At 36.4% G+C, this 17,861-nt stretch carries 13 protein-coding genes and 1 riboswitch; of the genes, 12 read left to right on the top strand and 1 reads right to left on the bottom strand.

Annotation, left to right across the window (positions count from 1 at the left end):
* Window positions 1–201 precede the first annotated feature (201 nt).
* Together GJV03_RS13380 and aqpZ are read left to right on the top strand one after the other, a co-directional pair.
* Window positions 202–555 carry a YcgJ family protein gene (locus GJV03_RS13380; protein WP_354666861.1) on the top strand — a complete coding sequence of 118 codons (354 nt, stop codon included), beginning with the start codon at window positions 202–204 and terminating at the stop codon, window positions 553–555.
* A 343-nt stretch (window positions 556–898) separates the two neighbouring features.
* Window positions 899–1,591 carry an aquaporin Z gene (gene aqpZ / locus GJV03_RS13375; RefSeq protein ID WP_154130278.1) on the top strand — a complete coding sequence of 231 codons (693 nt, stop codon included), beginning with the start codon at window positions 899–901 and terminating at the stop codon, window positions 1,589–1,591.
* A gap of 223 nt (window positions 1,592–1,814) precedes the next feature.
* Here the strand turns inward: aqpZ and GJV03_RS13370 are convergent, their stop codons facing one another.
* Window positions 1,815–3,134: an NAD(P)/FAD-dependent oxidoreductase gene (locus tag GJV03_RS13370; RefSeq protein WP_154130277.1), complete on the bottom strand. Its 1,320-nt coding sequence runs from the start codon at window positions 3,132–3,134 to the stop codon at window positions 1,815–1,817.
* A 634-nt stretch (window positions 3,135–3,768) separates the two neighbouring features.
* Window positions 3,769–3,913: riboswitch (yybP-ykoY riboswitch) on the top strand.
* 68 nt (window positions 3,914–3,981) lie between these two features.
* On the opposite strand from GJV03_RS13370, the gene GJV03_RS13365 reads away from it, so the two are divergent.
* From GJV03_RS13365 to GJV03_RS13320, 10 genes are all read left to right on the top strand, one after another.
* On the top strand, window positions 3,982–4,560 hold the full coding sequence (locus tag GJV03_RS13365; RefSeq protein WP_105712544.1) for a TMEM165/GDT1 family protein: 579 nt from the start codon (window positions 3,982–3,984) through the stop codon (window positions 4,558–4,560).
* Window positions 4,561–4,565: 5 nt separating this feature from the next.
* Window positions 4,566–6,179 carry a sulfatase-like hydrolase/transferase gene (locus GJV03_RS13360; protein ID WP_154130276.1) on the top strand — a complete coding sequence of 538 codons (1,614 nt, stop codon included), beginning with the start codon at window positions 4,566–4,568 and terminating at the stop codon, window positions 6,177–6,179.
* Window positions 6,180–6,713: 534 nt separating this feature from the next.
* Window positions 6,714–8,498: an IucA/IucC family protein gene (locus tag GJV03_RS13355; RefSeq protein WP_154130275.1), complete on the top strand. Its 1,785-nt coding sequence runs from the start codon at window positions 6,714–6,716 to the stop codon at window positions 8,496–8,498.
* Entirely contained in the window at window positions 8,491–9,963 is a 1,473-nt protein-coding gene (locus GJV03_RS13350) for a SidA/IucD/PvdA family monooxygenase (protein ID WP_154130274.1), read from the top strand. The genes GJV03_RS13355 and GJV03_RS13350 overlap by 8 nt, the downstream gene beginning before the upstream one ends.
* Complete coding sequence (locus GJV03_RS13345; protein WP_154130273.1) at window positions 9,960–11,768, top strand: IucA/IucC family protein; 1,809 nt, start codon at window positions 9,960–9,962, stop codon at window positions 11,766–11,768. The genes GJV03_RS13350 and GJV03_RS13345 overlap by 4 nt, the downstream gene beginning before the upstream one ends.
* A gap of 101 nt (window positions 11,769–11,869) precedes the next feature.
* Window positions 11,870–12,502 carry a GNAT family N-acetyltransferase gene (locus GJV03_RS13340; RefSeq protein ID WP_004720180.1) on the top strand — a complete coding sequence of 211 codons (633 nt, stop codon included), beginning with the start codon at window positions 11,870–11,872 and terminating at the stop codon, window positions 12,500–12,502.
* A 14-nt stretch (window positions 12,503–12,516) separates the two neighbouring features.
* Complete coding sequence (locus tag GJV03_RS13335; RefSeq protein WP_056511420.1) at window positions 12,517–12,900, top strand: hypothetical protein; 384 nt, start codon at window positions 12,517–12,519, stop codon at window positions 12,898–12,900.
* A complete protein-coding gene (locus tag GJV03_RS13330) occupies window positions 12,888–14,141 on the top strand; it encodes an MFS transporter (RefSeq protein WP_154130272.1) in 1,254 nt (417 codons plus the stop codon). Before GJV03_RS13335 ends, GJV03_RS13330 begins: the two co-directional genes overlap by 13 nt.
* A 10-nt stretch (window positions 14,142–14,151) precedes the next feature.
* Complete coding sequence (locus GJV03_RS13325; RefSeq protein WP_154130271.1) at window positions 14,152–16,422, top strand: TonB-dependent receptor; 2,271 nt, start codon at window positions 14,152–14,154, stop codon at window positions 16,420–16,422.
* Between the two features lie 135 nt (window positions 16,423–16,557).
* Window positions 16,558–17,853, top strand: a complete 1,296-nt coding sequence (locus GJV03_RS13320; protein WP_154130270.1) for an MFS transporter — start codon at window positions 16,558–16,560, stop codon at window positions 17,851–17,853.
* Window positions 17,854–17,861: the final 8 nt, after the last annotated feature.

Here is a 17,861-nt window from a genome sequence, read left to right as displayed (position 1 = left end):
ATTGAAATCGCCTTCTCACTTTGAAAGAAGGCGAGGATGAGCGGATTTTATGTTGATTTATCATTTTAAAAATGTCTTATAAAAGAGGTCTAACGTGTTTTCTTATATAGGTTTAAACATAATTGTTGTATATCTTAAATCTAATTGATCTTATAATTTTCCTTTATTTTTTTGTATTGTTTTGCAGGTTTAAAAGTGAAAATTTCTAAAGGATTATTGAATATCATCAGCTACGTTTGTTTAATCATCAGTTTTCCAACGATTGCTAAAACCAGCACAAGTTTAGTTTCACCTCAAAAAGGTGTGATTTGTGATCAATATATTTGTGTAAATAAGAAAGGTGTATCAAAATCACTTACGGCTCAATATTTAGGAACCAAAAAAGCGAATAAAGTTTTCTCACAAGGTGATTTTGATCGTTCTGCATTTACTTTCTCAAATGGAGTATTCTGCGATACAAATACAAAACGATGCCATGTAGATCGATATTTTGACAATGGACATCGAAGTAAAATTGATCAAAAGATAACAGATCAGCTTTTTAATCATAAGTAGTTCTTTGCCATAAATCGGCTAAAGAGTTCACCCGCAGATGGGCTTTTTGATTTATCTTCAAATTTTTAGAATACTGTGTTCTATTAAATAAGATTGTATAAATCCATATACATGTTAATAATTAGGAATAGATTTATTAAATCATTCCTTCTTCCCCCTCTGAATTGGAATTTTAATTTGTCTAACAAGCCCTTCAATCGAAGGGTTTGTTCTATAAAAATTATAAATTTATTCATTTCATCAATTACTTATGTTTTTTGTAAAATAATTCATATTTTTGTTTGAAAATGTGACTTGTTTTGCTAAATTCCGCTTGGATTTATTGAACAGAAAAGTAATGAATATGAATAAATATTTTGCAGAATTTATTGGAACATTTTGGCTGGTTTTTGGAGGGTGTGGTAGTGCAGTACTTGCTGCTGCTTTTCCAGAATTGGGTATCGGTTTTGTTGGTGTTGCACTCGCGTTTGGTCTCACTGTACTGACTGGTGCTTACGCATTAGGTCATATTTCAGGTGGACATTTCAATCCTGCAGTAAGTATAGGTTTATGCGTTGGTGGTCGTTTTAATGCAAAAGACTTAGCACCATACATTATCGCTCAAGTCGTAGGTGGTATTTTCGCGGCATTTATATTGTATTTGATTGTACAAGGTCAAGCAGGATTCACTGGTACGGGCGGATTTGCAACAAATGGTTTTGGTGATTTATCGCCTGGAAAATATTCTTTGGTTTCTGCATTATTAATTGAGATTGTCTTAACTGCTATTTTCTTAATTGTAATTCTCGGTTCTACAGATAAACGTGCACCAGCAGGTTTTGCGCCTATTGCTATTGGTTTGGCATTAACTTTGATCCATTTAATCAGTATTCCTGTCACCAATACTTCGGTCAATCCTGCACGTAGTACAGCAGTGGCTTTCTTTGCTGAAACAGCTGCACTGAGTCAATTATGGCTTTTCTGGGTTGCACCAATTGTTGGTGCTGTGATTGGCGCTTTAATTTATAAATGTTTTGAGCAAAAAAATAGCCAATAACATTAAAGATCTTTCATAAATCAAAAAATGATCATGTAGAGTGAATCATATTGGTATTGAAAGTTCCTTCTCCCTTTGGGAGAAGGCTAGGATGAGGGTACTTTTATGTTGATTAATGGTTTTAAAAAGGACTTATGAAAGAAGTCTATTATCAATGCGCCTAACTATAGACAACATTATAAAAACCTCCCTAGGGAGGTTTTTATAATGGTTGAGATTAGGCTTAAATAAGTGGTACTTCAGCTAATATTTTTTGAGCTGTTGCATCGCCATTTAAGTATGCGCCATGAACAGTACCCGCATATTTCAAGCTACAATGTTCGCCAGCGAAGAAGATTTGTTCTCGAATTGGTTTGTGCAATACCTTAACAATATCTTCAGAGTGCTTTAGTGAGGGAAAACTAAAAGAACCATAACTATAAGGGTCGGAGCCCCAACGTGTAACGATGAGTTTTTTAGGTGTATGGGGAATATTGTTGAATTGTTTTTGCAAGCTACTAAAAATAAAGTTTGATATTTCATGATCCGCTGAATTATCGATAAACTCAGATTGCTTTCCTCCAAACAGCATTAAATAAATTGGTTTTTTATAAATTCCAGATAAGTCAAGGATATTAAAATAGCCAAGCTCATTCCAATAGAAATCACTTATCTTGTCTATCGGCATTTTTGATCTAAAAGAGAGTGGTTGTTCTAATTCGAAAAATACTTTATTGAAGGATCCAAATCCAATATCTTGAATAGATTGCGCATAGTGATGAGGTAATGCTGGATAAAATGCTATATGGTTTTTCTTTAAGATTCCGAGTGGGACAGTAACCACTACGCGGGAAGCTATGTAAAAATTATCATTGGAATCAATGATTTTTACATAATCATTTTCACAGATGATTTTTTTTACATCTATATTGAATTGAATGTCGATTTTTTTTGAAAGCACGTCTATAACTTGAGCATAACCATTGGGAAAAATAACTTCATCACCTTCAAAATAACCTTCGTAATTTTTATAATTCGATGAAAGTAGCTCAAGATTGGTCGCAAATGGATCATTTGCTATTCGGTTGAAAAAGTTAAATAATAATTTTTTAAGATAATCTTTTGAAAATGTATTACCTGAATAATGTAAAGAAGAAATTATTTCTTCAGTCGCGTTGAGGGCCGATAGCGTTTGTGTTTGAGAAAGTTGCTTTTCTATTTCTTCTACATAAGATTCAAACTCATGGACTTCTTCGTCAGAAAATAACAAGCCATTTTCATGAAAATATTGCGATTTATCATAGTTAAATACTGTTGTTTCGATATGATTCTCTTGGGTGATTTTCCAGATAGGGTTACCTTCAACACCATGAATCCATGATGCACCTAAATCAAAAACATCAGCATCAGATTGTAATGAATCTATGCGCCCACCTATGCGAGACCTCGCTTCGAGTATGGTAACTTTTTTACCATTTTCTTGTAATTTTTTAGCGCATGCGATTCCTGCTATCCCAGCGCCAATAATAATAATCGGTAAATTAATATCGCTATGTTCCAACATAAAAATCTATAGCTCAGTTTTGTATCTAAAATTAAGATAATACACCTTATACTTCTCAGATAAAATTATTTGATTTTTATTTTAAAAAATCAATAAATTATATTTTATCACATTGATTACATGTTCTTTAGAATGGCTGAGACTGTTGAATAATAATCTTTTAATATGAGCTTTTTTTGTTTTCGATGAAAGCGCAAAATATGATGAAATTAAAAGCATGCTTATGCGACCAATGAGTGCGATTAAAGGCTCCTATTATTAAAAATAAATATCATCTAATAGACTTCTTTCATAAGTCCTTTTTAAAGCCATAGATCATCTAAAATCCCCCTCATCCTAGCCTTCTCCCAAAGGGAGAAGGGACTTTCAATACCAATCTGATTCATTCAATATGGTCATTTTTTGATTTATGGAGGAACTTTAATTTATTGAATTCAAATGTTTTTTATGAGTATGGATTGTTTTTAATATTATTTCCCCTAGCTAAATATATTTATAATTTTGCTACTGATCAATATTTAAAATATATTTACAGGAATATGAGTTGAGTAGAAAGTATAATCAAACAGGAATGAGTTCTTTTAATTTATCTAAAAAGTATCATTGAAAACTACACTTGATTCTACTAGAATAAAAAAACTTCATTGGGGAGTAGCCGCTTTTTACCTTGGGTAAAAAGGTGATGGTCAACATAATTGCTTAAACAAGCATGGTCATCATAGCAAAGAACCAAAAGATCCTCTGATCATAGATTTCTTTTTGTTGGCAAGACCTTTGATTTATTACTCTGCTATGGCTAGCAAGAGTTATAAATCAATGGTAATTATTGCTAGCCAGAGAAATTATTATGCTATCCGCTTTCCTAATATCTCTTGCTGTAGTTGCTTTATCCGAAATGGGAGATAAGACCCAATTACTGGCACTACTGCTTTCTGCACGATTCCGAAAACCTATTCCTATTCTTATCGCTATCTTTCTTGCAACACTGGTAAATCATGGTGTTTCAGCCGTACTCGGGCAGTGGATTACGACTGTTCTTAGCCCAATTGTATTATTGTGGATTGTTTCTCTTGGATTTATTGGGATGGCCGTATGGATGTTAATCCCAGACAAGCTAGATGATGAATCTGAAAGTATCGATAAATGGCAAAAATATGGTGTCTTTGGCGCAACCTTTGTGCTTTTCTTTTTGGCAGAAATTGGTGATAAGACTCAAATAGCGACTGTGGCATTAGCTGCTCGTTTTGACAGTGTCGGTTGGGTTACTGTAGGTACGACGTTAGGAATAATGTTAGTGAATGCTCCAGCCGTATTTATTGGTAATAAGCTTGCAGAAAAGCTTCCAATTTCACTCATTCATAAAATCGGCGCACTTGTCTTTTTAATTATTGGTGTTGCTGCACTTATTCAACATTACCTTTTCTAATGACAATGAAGCGATTTCATCGAATACCAGTAAGCTGGCAACGTATGTTTTTTATACCGTATCTACTTGCACTACCACTGATCACTTTACTGTTATTAGGTTTAGCTGGGAGTTGGTCGGATAGTGTCCGTTTGGCATTTTTATCACTACCAGGGTGTTGGTTGTGTTTTCAAGCCACAAAAAAGCCAAATTTATTTTGGAAATTATTTTCAATTGTTTGGTGGTTTATTTTTATATTTCATACCAGTTTACTCTCAGTAAGTTGGCTGTTGTTCAATAGTGATGCTGAAGCATATTCAATTATTGAATCTATTGCGAATACAACATTGAATGAAAGTTTAGAGTTTTTTCAACTACATTTTGGTTTTTTTATTCTATTTGTTGGCTTGATTTTAAGCGCTTTGATTTTATATTTTTATATTTTATTTAAATATTTTAATACGCGTGAGTTCCGTGATCAGAAAGTACATCGATTAGGGCGTTATGCTATAGGTTTGTTATTTCTACTGTGTACTGCCAGCTATGCAATTAAGCCTTCAATTGCTTTACATCCATTGCCATTTTGGTATGGATATTATGGCAAAATTCAGGACTTCAAACAACGTATTCTAAAACATGATCAGATACATAAAGAATGGACATTGAATGCAGAAAAACGCTTGGATTTTAGCGGTAAATTTAATAAAAGCCAGACACATACCATAGTTTTGACGGATAGCATTACCAGTTTTAATTTTGGATTATGCGGTTATCCAAGAAATACAACACCTGAGTTAAGTAAACGTAGTGACCAGTTCAAAGTATTCTGTCGTGGATATTCACCAGCATCTTCTACTATTCAATCTTTACGTTATTTATTTAATGACGGTACGCGCAATGTAATGGATGATCACGCACCTGAGAATATTATGGCATATGCTAAGGCAGCAGGGTTTAAAGTTTATTGGATTAGTAACCAAGATGATGTTTATATCTCTTCACTTTTTGCATCATATGCAGATGAAGCTGTTTTTATCAATAAAAAGTCAGGTCGTAGTAGCACGTCATTAGATGAAAATATTCTGCCTGCTTATAAAATTGCATTGGATGATCCAGATCCTCGTAAATTGATTATTCTGCATCTCATTGGTTCACACCCAAATTATAAGTTACGATACCCAGAACAATTTTCTAAGTTTAATGATTCTAGCAATGATGAGGTTGAAAAAAAACTTGAACGAAATGAGGTTAATCATTTAATTCAGTTAAAACGCAATGAATATGATAACAGCATACTTTACCAAGACTGGATTGTTGCAAAGTTATTCGATCTTTTGATTTCCACTCAATCTGATTTTAGATCTTTTACTTTTTTATCTGATCATGGTAATGAAGTAGGGCATGCTAAAAACTATGCTGGACATAGTGCAAATACAGAGGCTGGATATCGTATTCCAGTTATTATTTGGTATGATCATATGCCGTCTAAAGGGATAAGAAGTGAACAACCCATTGATGCCAGTGACCTAGACCGTTATGTATTACACCTCATGGGTGCTCATGATCGGTTGGATCGTAAAGAAAAACTATGTTGGTTAGATCAAACTTGTAATTTTATTCCTCATTTACTTTGGCGTTAACTAAAACAAACAAGCGTTATTACAATTAGCTTTTGGTAAATTGTACAGCCCCGATTGATTGGATCAGATTTGCTTCGAAAAGATGTAGATGAAATATTTTTTAAAGAAGCGACACAATTCACAGATATCGTTAAATCTACTTTTTATTTTTCAATAAAAATATCACAATAAATCAATAAATAAGCTATAGATTAAAATCTGCTAGTGAAGTTTTAGATTAATTAAACTTGCTAAATAATCCCCTAAAATAAAAATTCCGATGAAATTTCTCAATTCTAAATGAGAATATTATCATTTATTACAATTGAAAATTTTAAAGAGATAAATCATAAGAAAAAGACCAATTCATCATAAATATTTAAAAAATCATAGAGTTAAACCTGTATAGACAAGCAGGGTGTAACATTGCTTTCTCAAATGAGAATGATTATCATTATTTTGTGTTAAGCAGAGCTTCACGATCCAAGAAAACATAAATTAAATTTCTAGATCTTTTTAGTGCAGTAAAAAGTCTTGTACAGAGGATATGGTCAGATGAAAGAGCTTGCCAGCCGATTGGCGATGCAGCACCTAATCAATGCATACTCACAAGAAACAGGAAGTAGAATTTTACTGGAGAAATATCAGCAAAACTCTACGCAACTTGCGTTTAGCCAAGGCTTGACCTTGTTAATAATTCCATTGGAATCCATTCAATCCCAATTATATGCACCGCTTTCATATAGAAGTCTTGTAGGGCGGCATCGAATAGAAAAACTGCCACAGATTTTTAATAAAGGGCAAGTGCAAAGGTTTAGTCCAATTGCAATGGTGTGCTTACTTCTAGAAGAGCTGGTAAGAAACGCTGTTGAATCCTTAGATTCAGCATCATTGGTTGAAAAATGGATACAAAGCCGAGATGCTTTAGCTGAGTTTTTAAAGCAGCGTGAATATGATTTTGACCAATTGATTCAAGCCAAACAAGATTTTATCCAGACAGAACAAGCATTGATTCTTGGGCATAGTATGCATCCAGCGCCAAAGAGTCGCACCGGTTTCGTTCATGAAGATTGGTTAAGGTTCTCACCAGAACATAAAGGTCAAACGCAACTGTATTATTGGTTAGTTGCACCAGAATATCTGGCAGAAAGCGCAACATCAGATCAGCCAATCACTAGCCAACTCATAAAGCATATGCAATGGTATTTGAGCGAAACAGAATTAGATTTAATTCATACACATTCAAGCTATAAATTATTGACATTGCATCCATGGCAAGCACGTTATTTGCAGAGCAAAGATTGGTATAAAGAATTAAAAGCCAAGAAAAAATTAATTGATTTTGGTGAAAAGGCTTGGCATTTTTCCGCCACAACATCCGTCAGAACATTGGTCAGCTATTCAGCGCCATGGATGGTGAAACTTTCACTATCCGTGATGATTACCAACTCTATCCGAGTCAATTTGGCCAAAGAATGTCATCGTGGAGAAATCACGCGTCAACTTTGGCAGGGGCCAATAGGTCAGTCGATTTTAAAATCTTGTCCTACATTGAAGGCAATTCATGACCCCGCATGGACTGCGTTAATCATCGACGGAACAATTGTTAACGAAACGATCTGCATTTTTAGAGATCAGCCATTTGATCGACATAAGCAAGTGTCATGTATTGCCTCCTTATGCCAAGATCATCCAGCAAAAAATTTAAATCGCTTTGATCATTTATTTGAACAAATTGCACAGGCAGAACCGCAGCTAAGTATTGAAAAAATTGCATTAAATTGGTTTATGCGATTTTTAGAGATCAGCTTAGTTCCCTTGATGTATTTGTATCATCACTATGGGATGGCATTTGAGTCACATCAGCAGAATGTATTGGTTGAGTTGGAAAATGCGTATCCTAAAAATTTATGGCTCAGGGATAATCAGGGTTTTTATTACATCGAAGAATATGCCACTGAAATATTAAAAGAATTCCCTGAGCTTGATGGGAAAGCGCAGGCGGTTGGTCAAAAATCTTTGGTTGATGAACGGTTTAGTTATTATTTTTTTGCTAATACTTTATTTGGCATTATTAACGCAATCGGTGCAACAGGGAGTGTTTCAGAACAGCAACTCATTGATCTATTGCAAGATAAATTGATGGAATTATATGTACAGTATTCTGACAGTAGTTTATTACAAGGCTTATTGTATCAACCAACCTTGCCATATAAAGGGAATTTACTCACGCGTTTATATGAGCTGGATGAACTGATTGCGCCTGTAGAACAGCAATCAATTTATATTCAGTTACCAAATCCTTTATGTCTAAAACAGAAGGATGCAATTTATGCTTGATTTTATTGCTGTGGGTTTAGGACCGTTTAACTTAAGTTTAGCAAGTTTGTTACAACAAAAATCAAAGCTAAAATATCTGTTTTTTGAAAAACAAGCCCAGTTTGATTGGCATGCAGGAATGCAGCTTCCAAATAGTATGTTGCAAGTGCCTTTTATGGCTGATTTGGTCTCTATGGCAGATCCGACCAGCCCATTTAGTTTTCTCAATTATTTAAAAGCGCAACAGCGACTCTATAAGTTCTATTTTTTAGAACAGCCACATATCCCTCGTAAGGAATATAATCATTATTGTCAATGGGTTGCAGATCAAATTGAAAATATTCAATATTTGTCAGTAGTCACAGAAATTGTGCCTAAATACTATGGCTTTGAAGTTTTAGTTGTACAGGGAGGAATTCATCAACGCTATAGCTGTCGAAACATTGTATTGGGTGCGGGAAATGTGCCTTATATCCCTCAATGCATGCAGACATTGATTCAAAGCTATCCTGAGCGATGTAAACACTCAGCACATTATTTAGAACATCAGCCAAAAAATTTACAAGGCAATGTTGTGGTACTGGGATCAGGGCAATCTGCGGCAGAAATCTTTTTAGATTTATTTGATCGTCAATATCAATTTGATCAGGTGTCCCAACCAAAATTCAATCTCAATTGGCTGACTCGAGCCAATGGTTTCTTCCCTATGGAATATACACCATTAGCTTTAGAACATTTTAGTCCAGACTATAGTCAACATTTTCATTGCTTTGATGACCTCAATAAAGATTTACAACTGAGTAAACAGTCACTTTTATATAAAGGAATCAGTGCGCAAACCATTCGTGAAATATATAAGAAACTTTACCATCGACATCTTGCTGGAAATGATTTAGCGACGCATTTACACAGTCAGTCCAACCTAATTGATGCTGTTTTAACGGAACAGGGGAAAATTAGACTGATTTTTCAAGATCGAGTGACTTTAAATCAGTTCAGCTTAGACAGTGACTATGTGATCTGTGCTACAGGCTATCGCTGTCCTGAATTTAAATTTCTAAAGCAACTGAAGCCCTGGATTAAAACCAATCCACAAGGACATTGGAATATTTCAGCAAATTATGCTGTCGAATATGCTGGCATTGGTGAAATTTTTGTTCAGAACATGGATATGTATAGTCATGGTGTTGGCACCCCTGATTTGGGTTTAGGCGCTTATCGTGCGGCAACAATTGCAAATCAACTCATAGGTTATGCACTGTATGACTTAGCAACAGCCCCACAATGTTTCCAACATTTTGATCCTTTGCAAAATCCGCAAGTCCAAGTGATCCAGAAAAACATCACAACACAACATCATGTGCATGCTCAGCATGTTGAAGACTTGGTTAAAAATGTGAATTTTAAAGCCCAAAGCCTCAATACACAACATTCTCAGCATCAACAAAACCATCAACAATATTCGAATACTGAGAACAGCTTATGAGTTTTGCACAGTTACAAATTAATCAGAACCAATGGCGAAGTGCAGGCCAACGCTTGATTGAAATGGCAATCGCTGAGTTTTTATATGAAGAAATTATTCAGGCTGAAAGCTTGGATAATGATGTATTTCAATTGACATTGGATGACCGAATTTATCAGTTTAATGCACAACAATACTTATTGGGGCATTGGCATATTCAAAAAGGTTCAGTACGTGATTTAACTGTCAATACCAGAAGACCCGCTTGGAATTTACATCAATTTATTGCCGCTTTTTCCAATCAGGTTGGGGTTAAACCCTTTAACAAAGCCTATTTGATTAAAGAGATGAACAATACGTGGTTGGCCGAAGCCCATGTACTGGATGAAAATCGACTAACAAGTGCAGCAGCATTGACTGCACCGCATTATCAAATCGAAGCGATGTTGCGCGGTCATCCTTGGTTAATTATGAGTAAGGGGCGAATCGGTTTTGGTTATGATGATTATTTGAACTCAGCGCCTGAGATTTTACCTAGAGTCAAAGTGTTATGGCTGGCTGTGCATCGAGATTTGGCAGAATTTCGTTCTACCACTGAATGGTATGCAGGGCAATTATATTGCCATGAGTTTGACGAGCAGGAATTGCTAGAATTTCGCGAAAAAATGCAAAACCTTGCTTTAAATTCAGAGGATTATTATTTAGTTCCTGTACATGCTTGGCAATGGCACCAATGGATTGTGCCAACTTATGCCAATGAAATTGTAGATCAAAAAATTGTCGAACTTAAAATTGGACAGGATAATTATGTACCAATGCAGTCAATTCGCACTTTATGTAACACATCAGATGCACAACGTCATTACATTAAACTACCAGTGAGTATTTTAAATACCGCTGTTTATCGAGGATTGCCTGCTCAAAGGAATTTAGCTGCGCCTGCTGTTACAGCGTGGTTAAAAAATATTTTAAAACAAGATGTGGATTTACAAAAAACGGGTGTGGTGTTTTTAGGCGAGATTGCAACTTTGACCATTCAGCAACCTTGTTATGATCACATTGAAGGTGCACCTTATCAATTCAAAGAGTTATTCGGCTGTCTGTGGCGTGAAAGTGTAGATCCATTTGTTGAATATCATCAGCAGGTTTTATCGCAAGCTGCTTTATTACATCGTGATATTCAGGGGCTATCCATTTTAACTGTGCTTATTCAAGCTTCAGGCCTAGCACCTCTAGAATGGCTAAAGCAATTCATCACTGTCAGTATTCAGCCGCTCTTGATTTGCCTTTATAAATATGGACTTGCATTTTCACCACATGGTGAAAATACCATGTTAATTCATGAAAATGGGGTGCCTAAGGCCATGGTGCTCAAAGACTTTATCGATGATATGAATCTTGTCGATGAAGATTTTCCTGAGCTGGCGGATCTTCCTAATGAAGCTAAAATTTTATTGAGGCATTCAGCACAAGACCTCAGTCACTTTATTTTTACTGGCTTATTTATGGTGCATTACCGCTATATCTGTAATGTATTTCTACAGGATTTTCCACAATGTCATGAGATTGAATTTTGGCAAACCGTATCGAATGTGATTGCCGAGTTTCATCAGCAACATCCAGAGTTTTCAGCAAGAATTGAAAAGTTTGCGATATTTAGAAATCAATACAATAAGGTTTGCTTAAATCGTGTTCGTCTATTTACCACCAGTTATAACGATGAAGCAGAACGCCCCGTACCTGTAGTTCTAGATTTGATTGCAAACCCTGTAAGCCCAGAGACTTTAAAAAATTGGACAGCACAATTTTCACCTGCTCCAGCATGATAAACCATGCCCGAGCAGAGTGTGTATCTATCTGCGTAGCACCTAGATTTAACACGAGTCAAAAGCTCAATAATCTAACAAATACAACAAAGGTGAAAGTGATGAAAACTTTATCACAGCAATTACCAGATTTTTATGAATATTATGAGAACGGCAATCAGTTTTATTTACGTCAAGTGAAATACCCTGATGATATGGCTTTATTACATAAATGGATGCATGAACCGCATGTGATTCCACAATGGCAACTGAATAAATCTGAGCTCGAACTTAAGGTCTATTTTGAAAAACAGTTGGCTGATGATCATCATCGTTTATTCATTGTGGGTATGGATGGAAACGATGTGGGGTATACAGAAATCTATGAAGGTAAGCGAGATCGGTTAAGTCGTTATTATTCTGCGCATGAACTAGATTTAGGTTGGCATTTTCTATTTGGTGAAAAATCGGTACTTGGAAAAGGTTATCTTCGGGCAGTCGCGCGTTTAGTCATTTTTTATATTTTTGAACATGCAGCCTCTTTGAAAATCGTAGGCGAACCTGATTCAACAGTTAAACCATATGCCGCGGTTGTCGATGAAATGTGCTATGAAGCTCAGGGCACGCTTACAATGCCTGAGAAAAATGCGGTGTTATATTATTGTTTTAGAGATACTTTTTACCAAAAATTTGGTGAATATTTAATCCAATCTCAGCAATATTTAGCACAAAAAAACCAATACAAAACCCAGTAAGTTGAATTTGTCCTATGAGTTATCAATCTATACATATTCAGATCAAAGAGATGATCTTTTCCAAAGATGTCTCAATCGTTGAGTTTCAGTTCTGGTTGGCTGAAGTTGAAACATTTCTATGTCAGCAACAAAATTTTGTTTTGGTGGTGAGAAGTGTAGCAGGTACGACATTTCCACAAGAATACCGTCAAATTCAAGCCAATTGGTATAAAAAAAATAAAGCCAATTTTTTTAAGTACTGTGTAGGTTTAGTACGGATCGCGTTAGATCAAGCCGATCAAGAACGACTCAATACACCTGCGCTACATGTTGCATGGCAAGTTCCTTATTATGTGACATTAGATCGCGCTGATGCATTGCAATGGGCTGTACAGAGGTGGCTATTATGCAACGCATAAGTAATTTAACCAAACAATCTGTCACTCAACAGATTTCCGTACTTAGCTTAGGTGTTGTGGTTGTTTTATATTTGGCCCATGCCTTGCCTTTGTATTTTTATAATGTGGCATTGCCTGCGATTTTAAGGCACCAAGGGGTAGATCTACGCTGGATTGGGCTATTGTCACTGCTTTATATTCCATGGGCATTCAAATTCTTTTGGGCACCGCTTATTGACCGTTTTTATATTAAAAGATTAGGTAAACGTAAAACGTGGCTACTGTTCACTCAAATTGCTTTGGTTTTAGGGATTATTGCACTTGCTTTGACTCAGTTTTCTTATGGGCTGCTGGTCTTTGTCATCATTGGTTTATGGATATCCAGTTTTGCAGCTACCCAAGATATTGCCATTGATGGATATACCGTTGAAGCGTTTTCACAACAAGATTACCGCTTTGGCAGTATGGCGCAAAGCATTGGCGTTGCACTTGGCAGTATGCTCGGTGGTGCTGCAACACTTTGGCTATATCAATATTATGGATGGCAAACAGCACTTATCTGTTTAGCAAGCTTAACCGCTTTGACGATGTTTGCAGTTTTTCAAATACAAGAAAAAACCACAGAACACATGATTAAACACCCTCCGAGTTTAATTCGAGCATTTAAACGACCTGAAATCCGTTGGGCATTACTTTTAATTGTTTGTTATCGCTTTGTAGAAGCCCCCGCAATGGCAATGCTCAATCCAATGCTGATTGATCAAAAATGGTCACTTTCACAAATTGGTGTGCTGATGTCTGTGGTAGGGGCTGGTGTTGGATTGCTTGCAGCCGTTTCTGCTGCATTGCTACTCAAAAAGCGAAAGGCGACCCAATTACTGCTATGGGCTGGCTGGGTGAGAACACTAATATATGGACTCTTAGGAATCGATATTCTGTTCGGATGGCTAAATCGGTGGCAGCTTTTGCTGGGGGGTTTTGTGATTGCATTCCTTGCAATTCGTTATATCGCAATGACTTCTTTATATGCATATTTCATGCAAAGTAGCTCAAAAACGCAAGCAGGGACCGACTTTACAATTTTGGTGTGTTTTGAATTGCTGGTCTATTTTATTGGCGGGGCTGGGTCTGGTTTTCTGGCCAAATCATTAGGTTATGGAAATTTTTATATTGTTTTAGCTATTGCATCTGTAGTGAGTTTGATTCTCTCACAACTCATTATTTCCAAATCACAAAAAACTCTAAGATCAGAGATGTTGTAAGGGATAAATCATGAAAAGAACATCAATTCAAATACAACTGACGTGTTTAAGTTTGGCTATTGCGACACAGATCTATGCACAAGAGCCTACGACTCAAAAAGTTGAAAATACTGGGGCAGAGGTAAAAAGCTTAGCGCCTATCGTGGTCACGGCAACACGTTCTGCAAAAAGTATTTCAGACATCGCAGGGACCGTCTATCGCATTGAGCGTAGCGAAATTGAAAAACAAGCCAATGCGGGTAAAAACATAGCAGATATTTTAGGGCTATTGGTTCCTTCACTCACGCCAAATACCGGTACAACCTCTAACTATGGTATGAGCATGCGCGGCCGTGTGGTGCAATATATGATTGATGGGATACCACAAACAGGTTCACGGGACGGATCGCGTCAGCTCAATAGCATTCTACCTTCAATGATTGACAGAATAGAAGTTGTGTCTGGGGCAACGAGTATTTATGGCTCAGGTGCAACTGGCGGTATTATCAATATCATTACTAAAAAAGGCGGTGACGAAGCTTTAAGTTTTGAAACTAAACTGGGGCTGACTTCAGGGAATAATTTTAAAGGCGATGCACTGGCTTATGAAGCTTCACAAAATGTTTCGTTTAACCAAGATCGCATCAAAGGTAATTTGGGTGTTGGTTATGCCAAACGTGGTGAAATTCAAGACAGTCGTGGCGATCGTATTGGACCTGAAGTTGCGCAAACAGATCGTCAAGATACCCAAACCCTTGATGTCAATGGACAACTCACTTGGGACATTTCAGATCAACAGCACTTAACTGTTGGCGCACAATATTATAATGATGAACAAGACAGTGATTATGGACCTGATTATGGTCAGGGTTTAGCTGTTTTATTTAGAGGGGCTACACCCAGTTTAAAAGCATTAAAAGGCTTACAACTTGAAGACCAACCTAGAACAAAACGCTGGTCAACACATGCTCAATATAACCATAATGATGTATTTGGGCAAAGTTTAACCTTGGAAGCTTATTACCGTAAAGAGCAGGCAAGATGGTTTCCAACCGCAGTAAATTTACTACATCCGGAATTACCTGACGGACGCATTCCTGTTGTAATGCAGTCCAATACCGATATTAATATTTGGGGATCACGTTTAGCCTTACAGAAAGATTTTAAAATTGCAGATCGGGCTTTAGGGCTAAGTTACGGTTTAGATTTTGAAAATGAGAAAAATGGTCAAGAAGGGCAAATGTATGATACCAATACCTTTATTGCAAGTAATGGTTTAAATCATAAAGCGACAAAAATCTATGCAATGGGACCAGATGTTCAAGTGGCAAAACTTGGTGCATTTGTTCAAGCGAATTATGCAGTTACGGATCGTATAAATATACAGGCAGGCGTGCGTCACGAACGAATTAATAGTGATGTCAGTGATTCTACCCCGTACCCTGAAAGTATTGTCGTGGACTTAATTCCTAGCTATACGGCGAAGAGTTTAAAAGGTGGTGAAGTAAAACATAATGCAACTTTATTTAATTTGGGTGGGGTTTATCACTTAAGCGATACGCAACAAGTTTTTGCTAATTTTTCTCAAGGCTTTAGTATTCCAGACGTACAACGGATGCTGCGTGATGTTCCAGCAAGTTTTGTAGTCACCAGTAATAATATTGATCCGGTTAAAGTGAATAACTATGAACTCGGCTGGCGTTTACAAGAGCAAAAGGGACTCAATCTAGGGCTGACTGCTTTTTATAATGATTCTGATAAATCTGTGAGGTTTAACGCTGCTCCAAATTTTAATATAGAAGTGATTGATACCGATGAACGCATATATGGTTTGGAAGCCAATGTAAAATATGCAATTTCAGATATGTGGAATATGGGAGGAACCATTGCTTATACACGAGGTCAATTTAAAAATATACTCGGTGATTGGCAAGAGCTTGATGCTGTACGGGTTGCACCACTGAAAGGCACGCTATTTTCAGAATGGCAATTTGCAGATGATATCAACTTGCGTGTACAAACTTTAGCGATTGGAGGTACAGATAAAGCCGCTAAAGACTATGTCAATCCATTAAATGACCGCAGTAGCCGAAAACCCGCAGAGATTAAGGGGTTTGCGATTATGGATGTGATCACCAGTGCAAAAGCAGGCCCAGGCAGATTAGGCTTTGGCGTTTATAATGTATGGAATACAGATTATAAATCAGTATTTAGCCAAGCAGTTGCACCAACCTATGGTGCTATTTCAAGTTTGGCTGCACAAGGTCGTACCTATGGTTTAAGTTATACACTGAAGTATTAATCAAGATAAAGCCTCTTTAAAATTTGAAAGAGGCTTTTTAATGAGCAATATCGAGTTTAGGTATAAGGATTAGTGCTTAATCCGATTCAATAAATTTTCCTAATCAGGCCAAGACTGATATTTTAGGAGATTCAAATGAATAAAAATAATTATATTTGGATGATGGCAACGCTGCTCAATGGGATCAGCTTATCCATGATTTTACCTTTACTTGCACCTCTTATTCGTCTATTAAAAATCTCAGAGCTTCAAGCTGGTTTGATGGTCTCTGCCAGCGCATTGCTAATGAGTCTAACTGCAATATGGATTTCTAAAAAAACCAAATTTCAAAATCATTATTATTTATTGAGTATCGGTTTTATTGGAATGAGCATAACTTGGGGACTATTTTCAGGGGTAATAAGTTATGGGCTACTGTATAGCATGCCAATTGGGCTACTTTTCGCTTTATTATTACTTACACGAAGCAGTATTGGCTTTTTTATGGCAATGCCGCAAATCGCATTACAAAGTTATGTGATGACGCGATATTTAGATGAAACAACACGTAGTCAGAAGATGGCAACCTTTGGTGCCTTAAACAGTGGAGGATTAATTTTAGGGCCATTTTTAACCACATTACTCATTATTTGGGGAATATTGATTCCTTTGTGGCTCGCCGTATTGCTTTTGGCTGTCATGAGTATGCTGATTGTAGGTTTATATCAACACAAAGTAGAAAATGCTCAGCAGCAACAAACAACAAGTCATGATCCAAATCATAGGGATTTAATCCATCAGTTAGCTGTAGAAGAGCATGTTCAAGATGCACTTTTACAAAAAGAGATTTCACAGCAAGATTCTAATCATTCGAAATTGGTATGTCTGAGTGAGGATGATCTAAAAAAATCAACGATTTGGTTGATCCTTGGATTTAGTTTATATATTGCGATTATTACCCTGAATTTAACTGCAGGTTTTTATATTCAAGATAAATTTCAATTCAACATTCAGCAAAGTGCCCTCTATTTTTCCCAATGCTTGTTGATTGTGGGGATTGTTTCGGTCTTGATGCAAATTGCGATTTCTAAATGGTTTAAATGGTCTTTAACACAGCTTTTAATGGTCGGATTAAGCACGATGTTGGTTGGGCTGATCTTGTCAATCTATACGCAGCAGATCGTGATTTTTCAGTTGGCTTATGTTTTTTATGGTATCGCTGTGGCATGTTTAATGCCTGCATTTACCACAGGTGCATCACAATCAGTTTCGATAAATTTGCAAACTAAAATTGCTGCTTTATGTACCATGGCACAAGCGCTCAGTTTGATTGTTGCGCCATTAATGAGCACAGGGCTGTACCAACTTAACATTATCTTCCCATATTATTTACTGGTTAGTATTTTCTTAATGCTATCTTTTTATTTTGTTGTTTTTAAATGGAATCAATAGAGGATGGT

Source organism: Acinetobacter sp. RIT698, from assembly GCF_009668065.1.
In the GTDB taxonomy this organism is placed as follows: Bacteria; Pseudomonadota; Gammaproteobacteria; order Pseudomonadales; family Moraxellaceae; genus Acinetobacter; species Acinetobacter guillouiae.
Note: the sequence above shows the minus strand (reverse complement) of the source record. Positions and strands in the feature narration are given on the sequence as shown.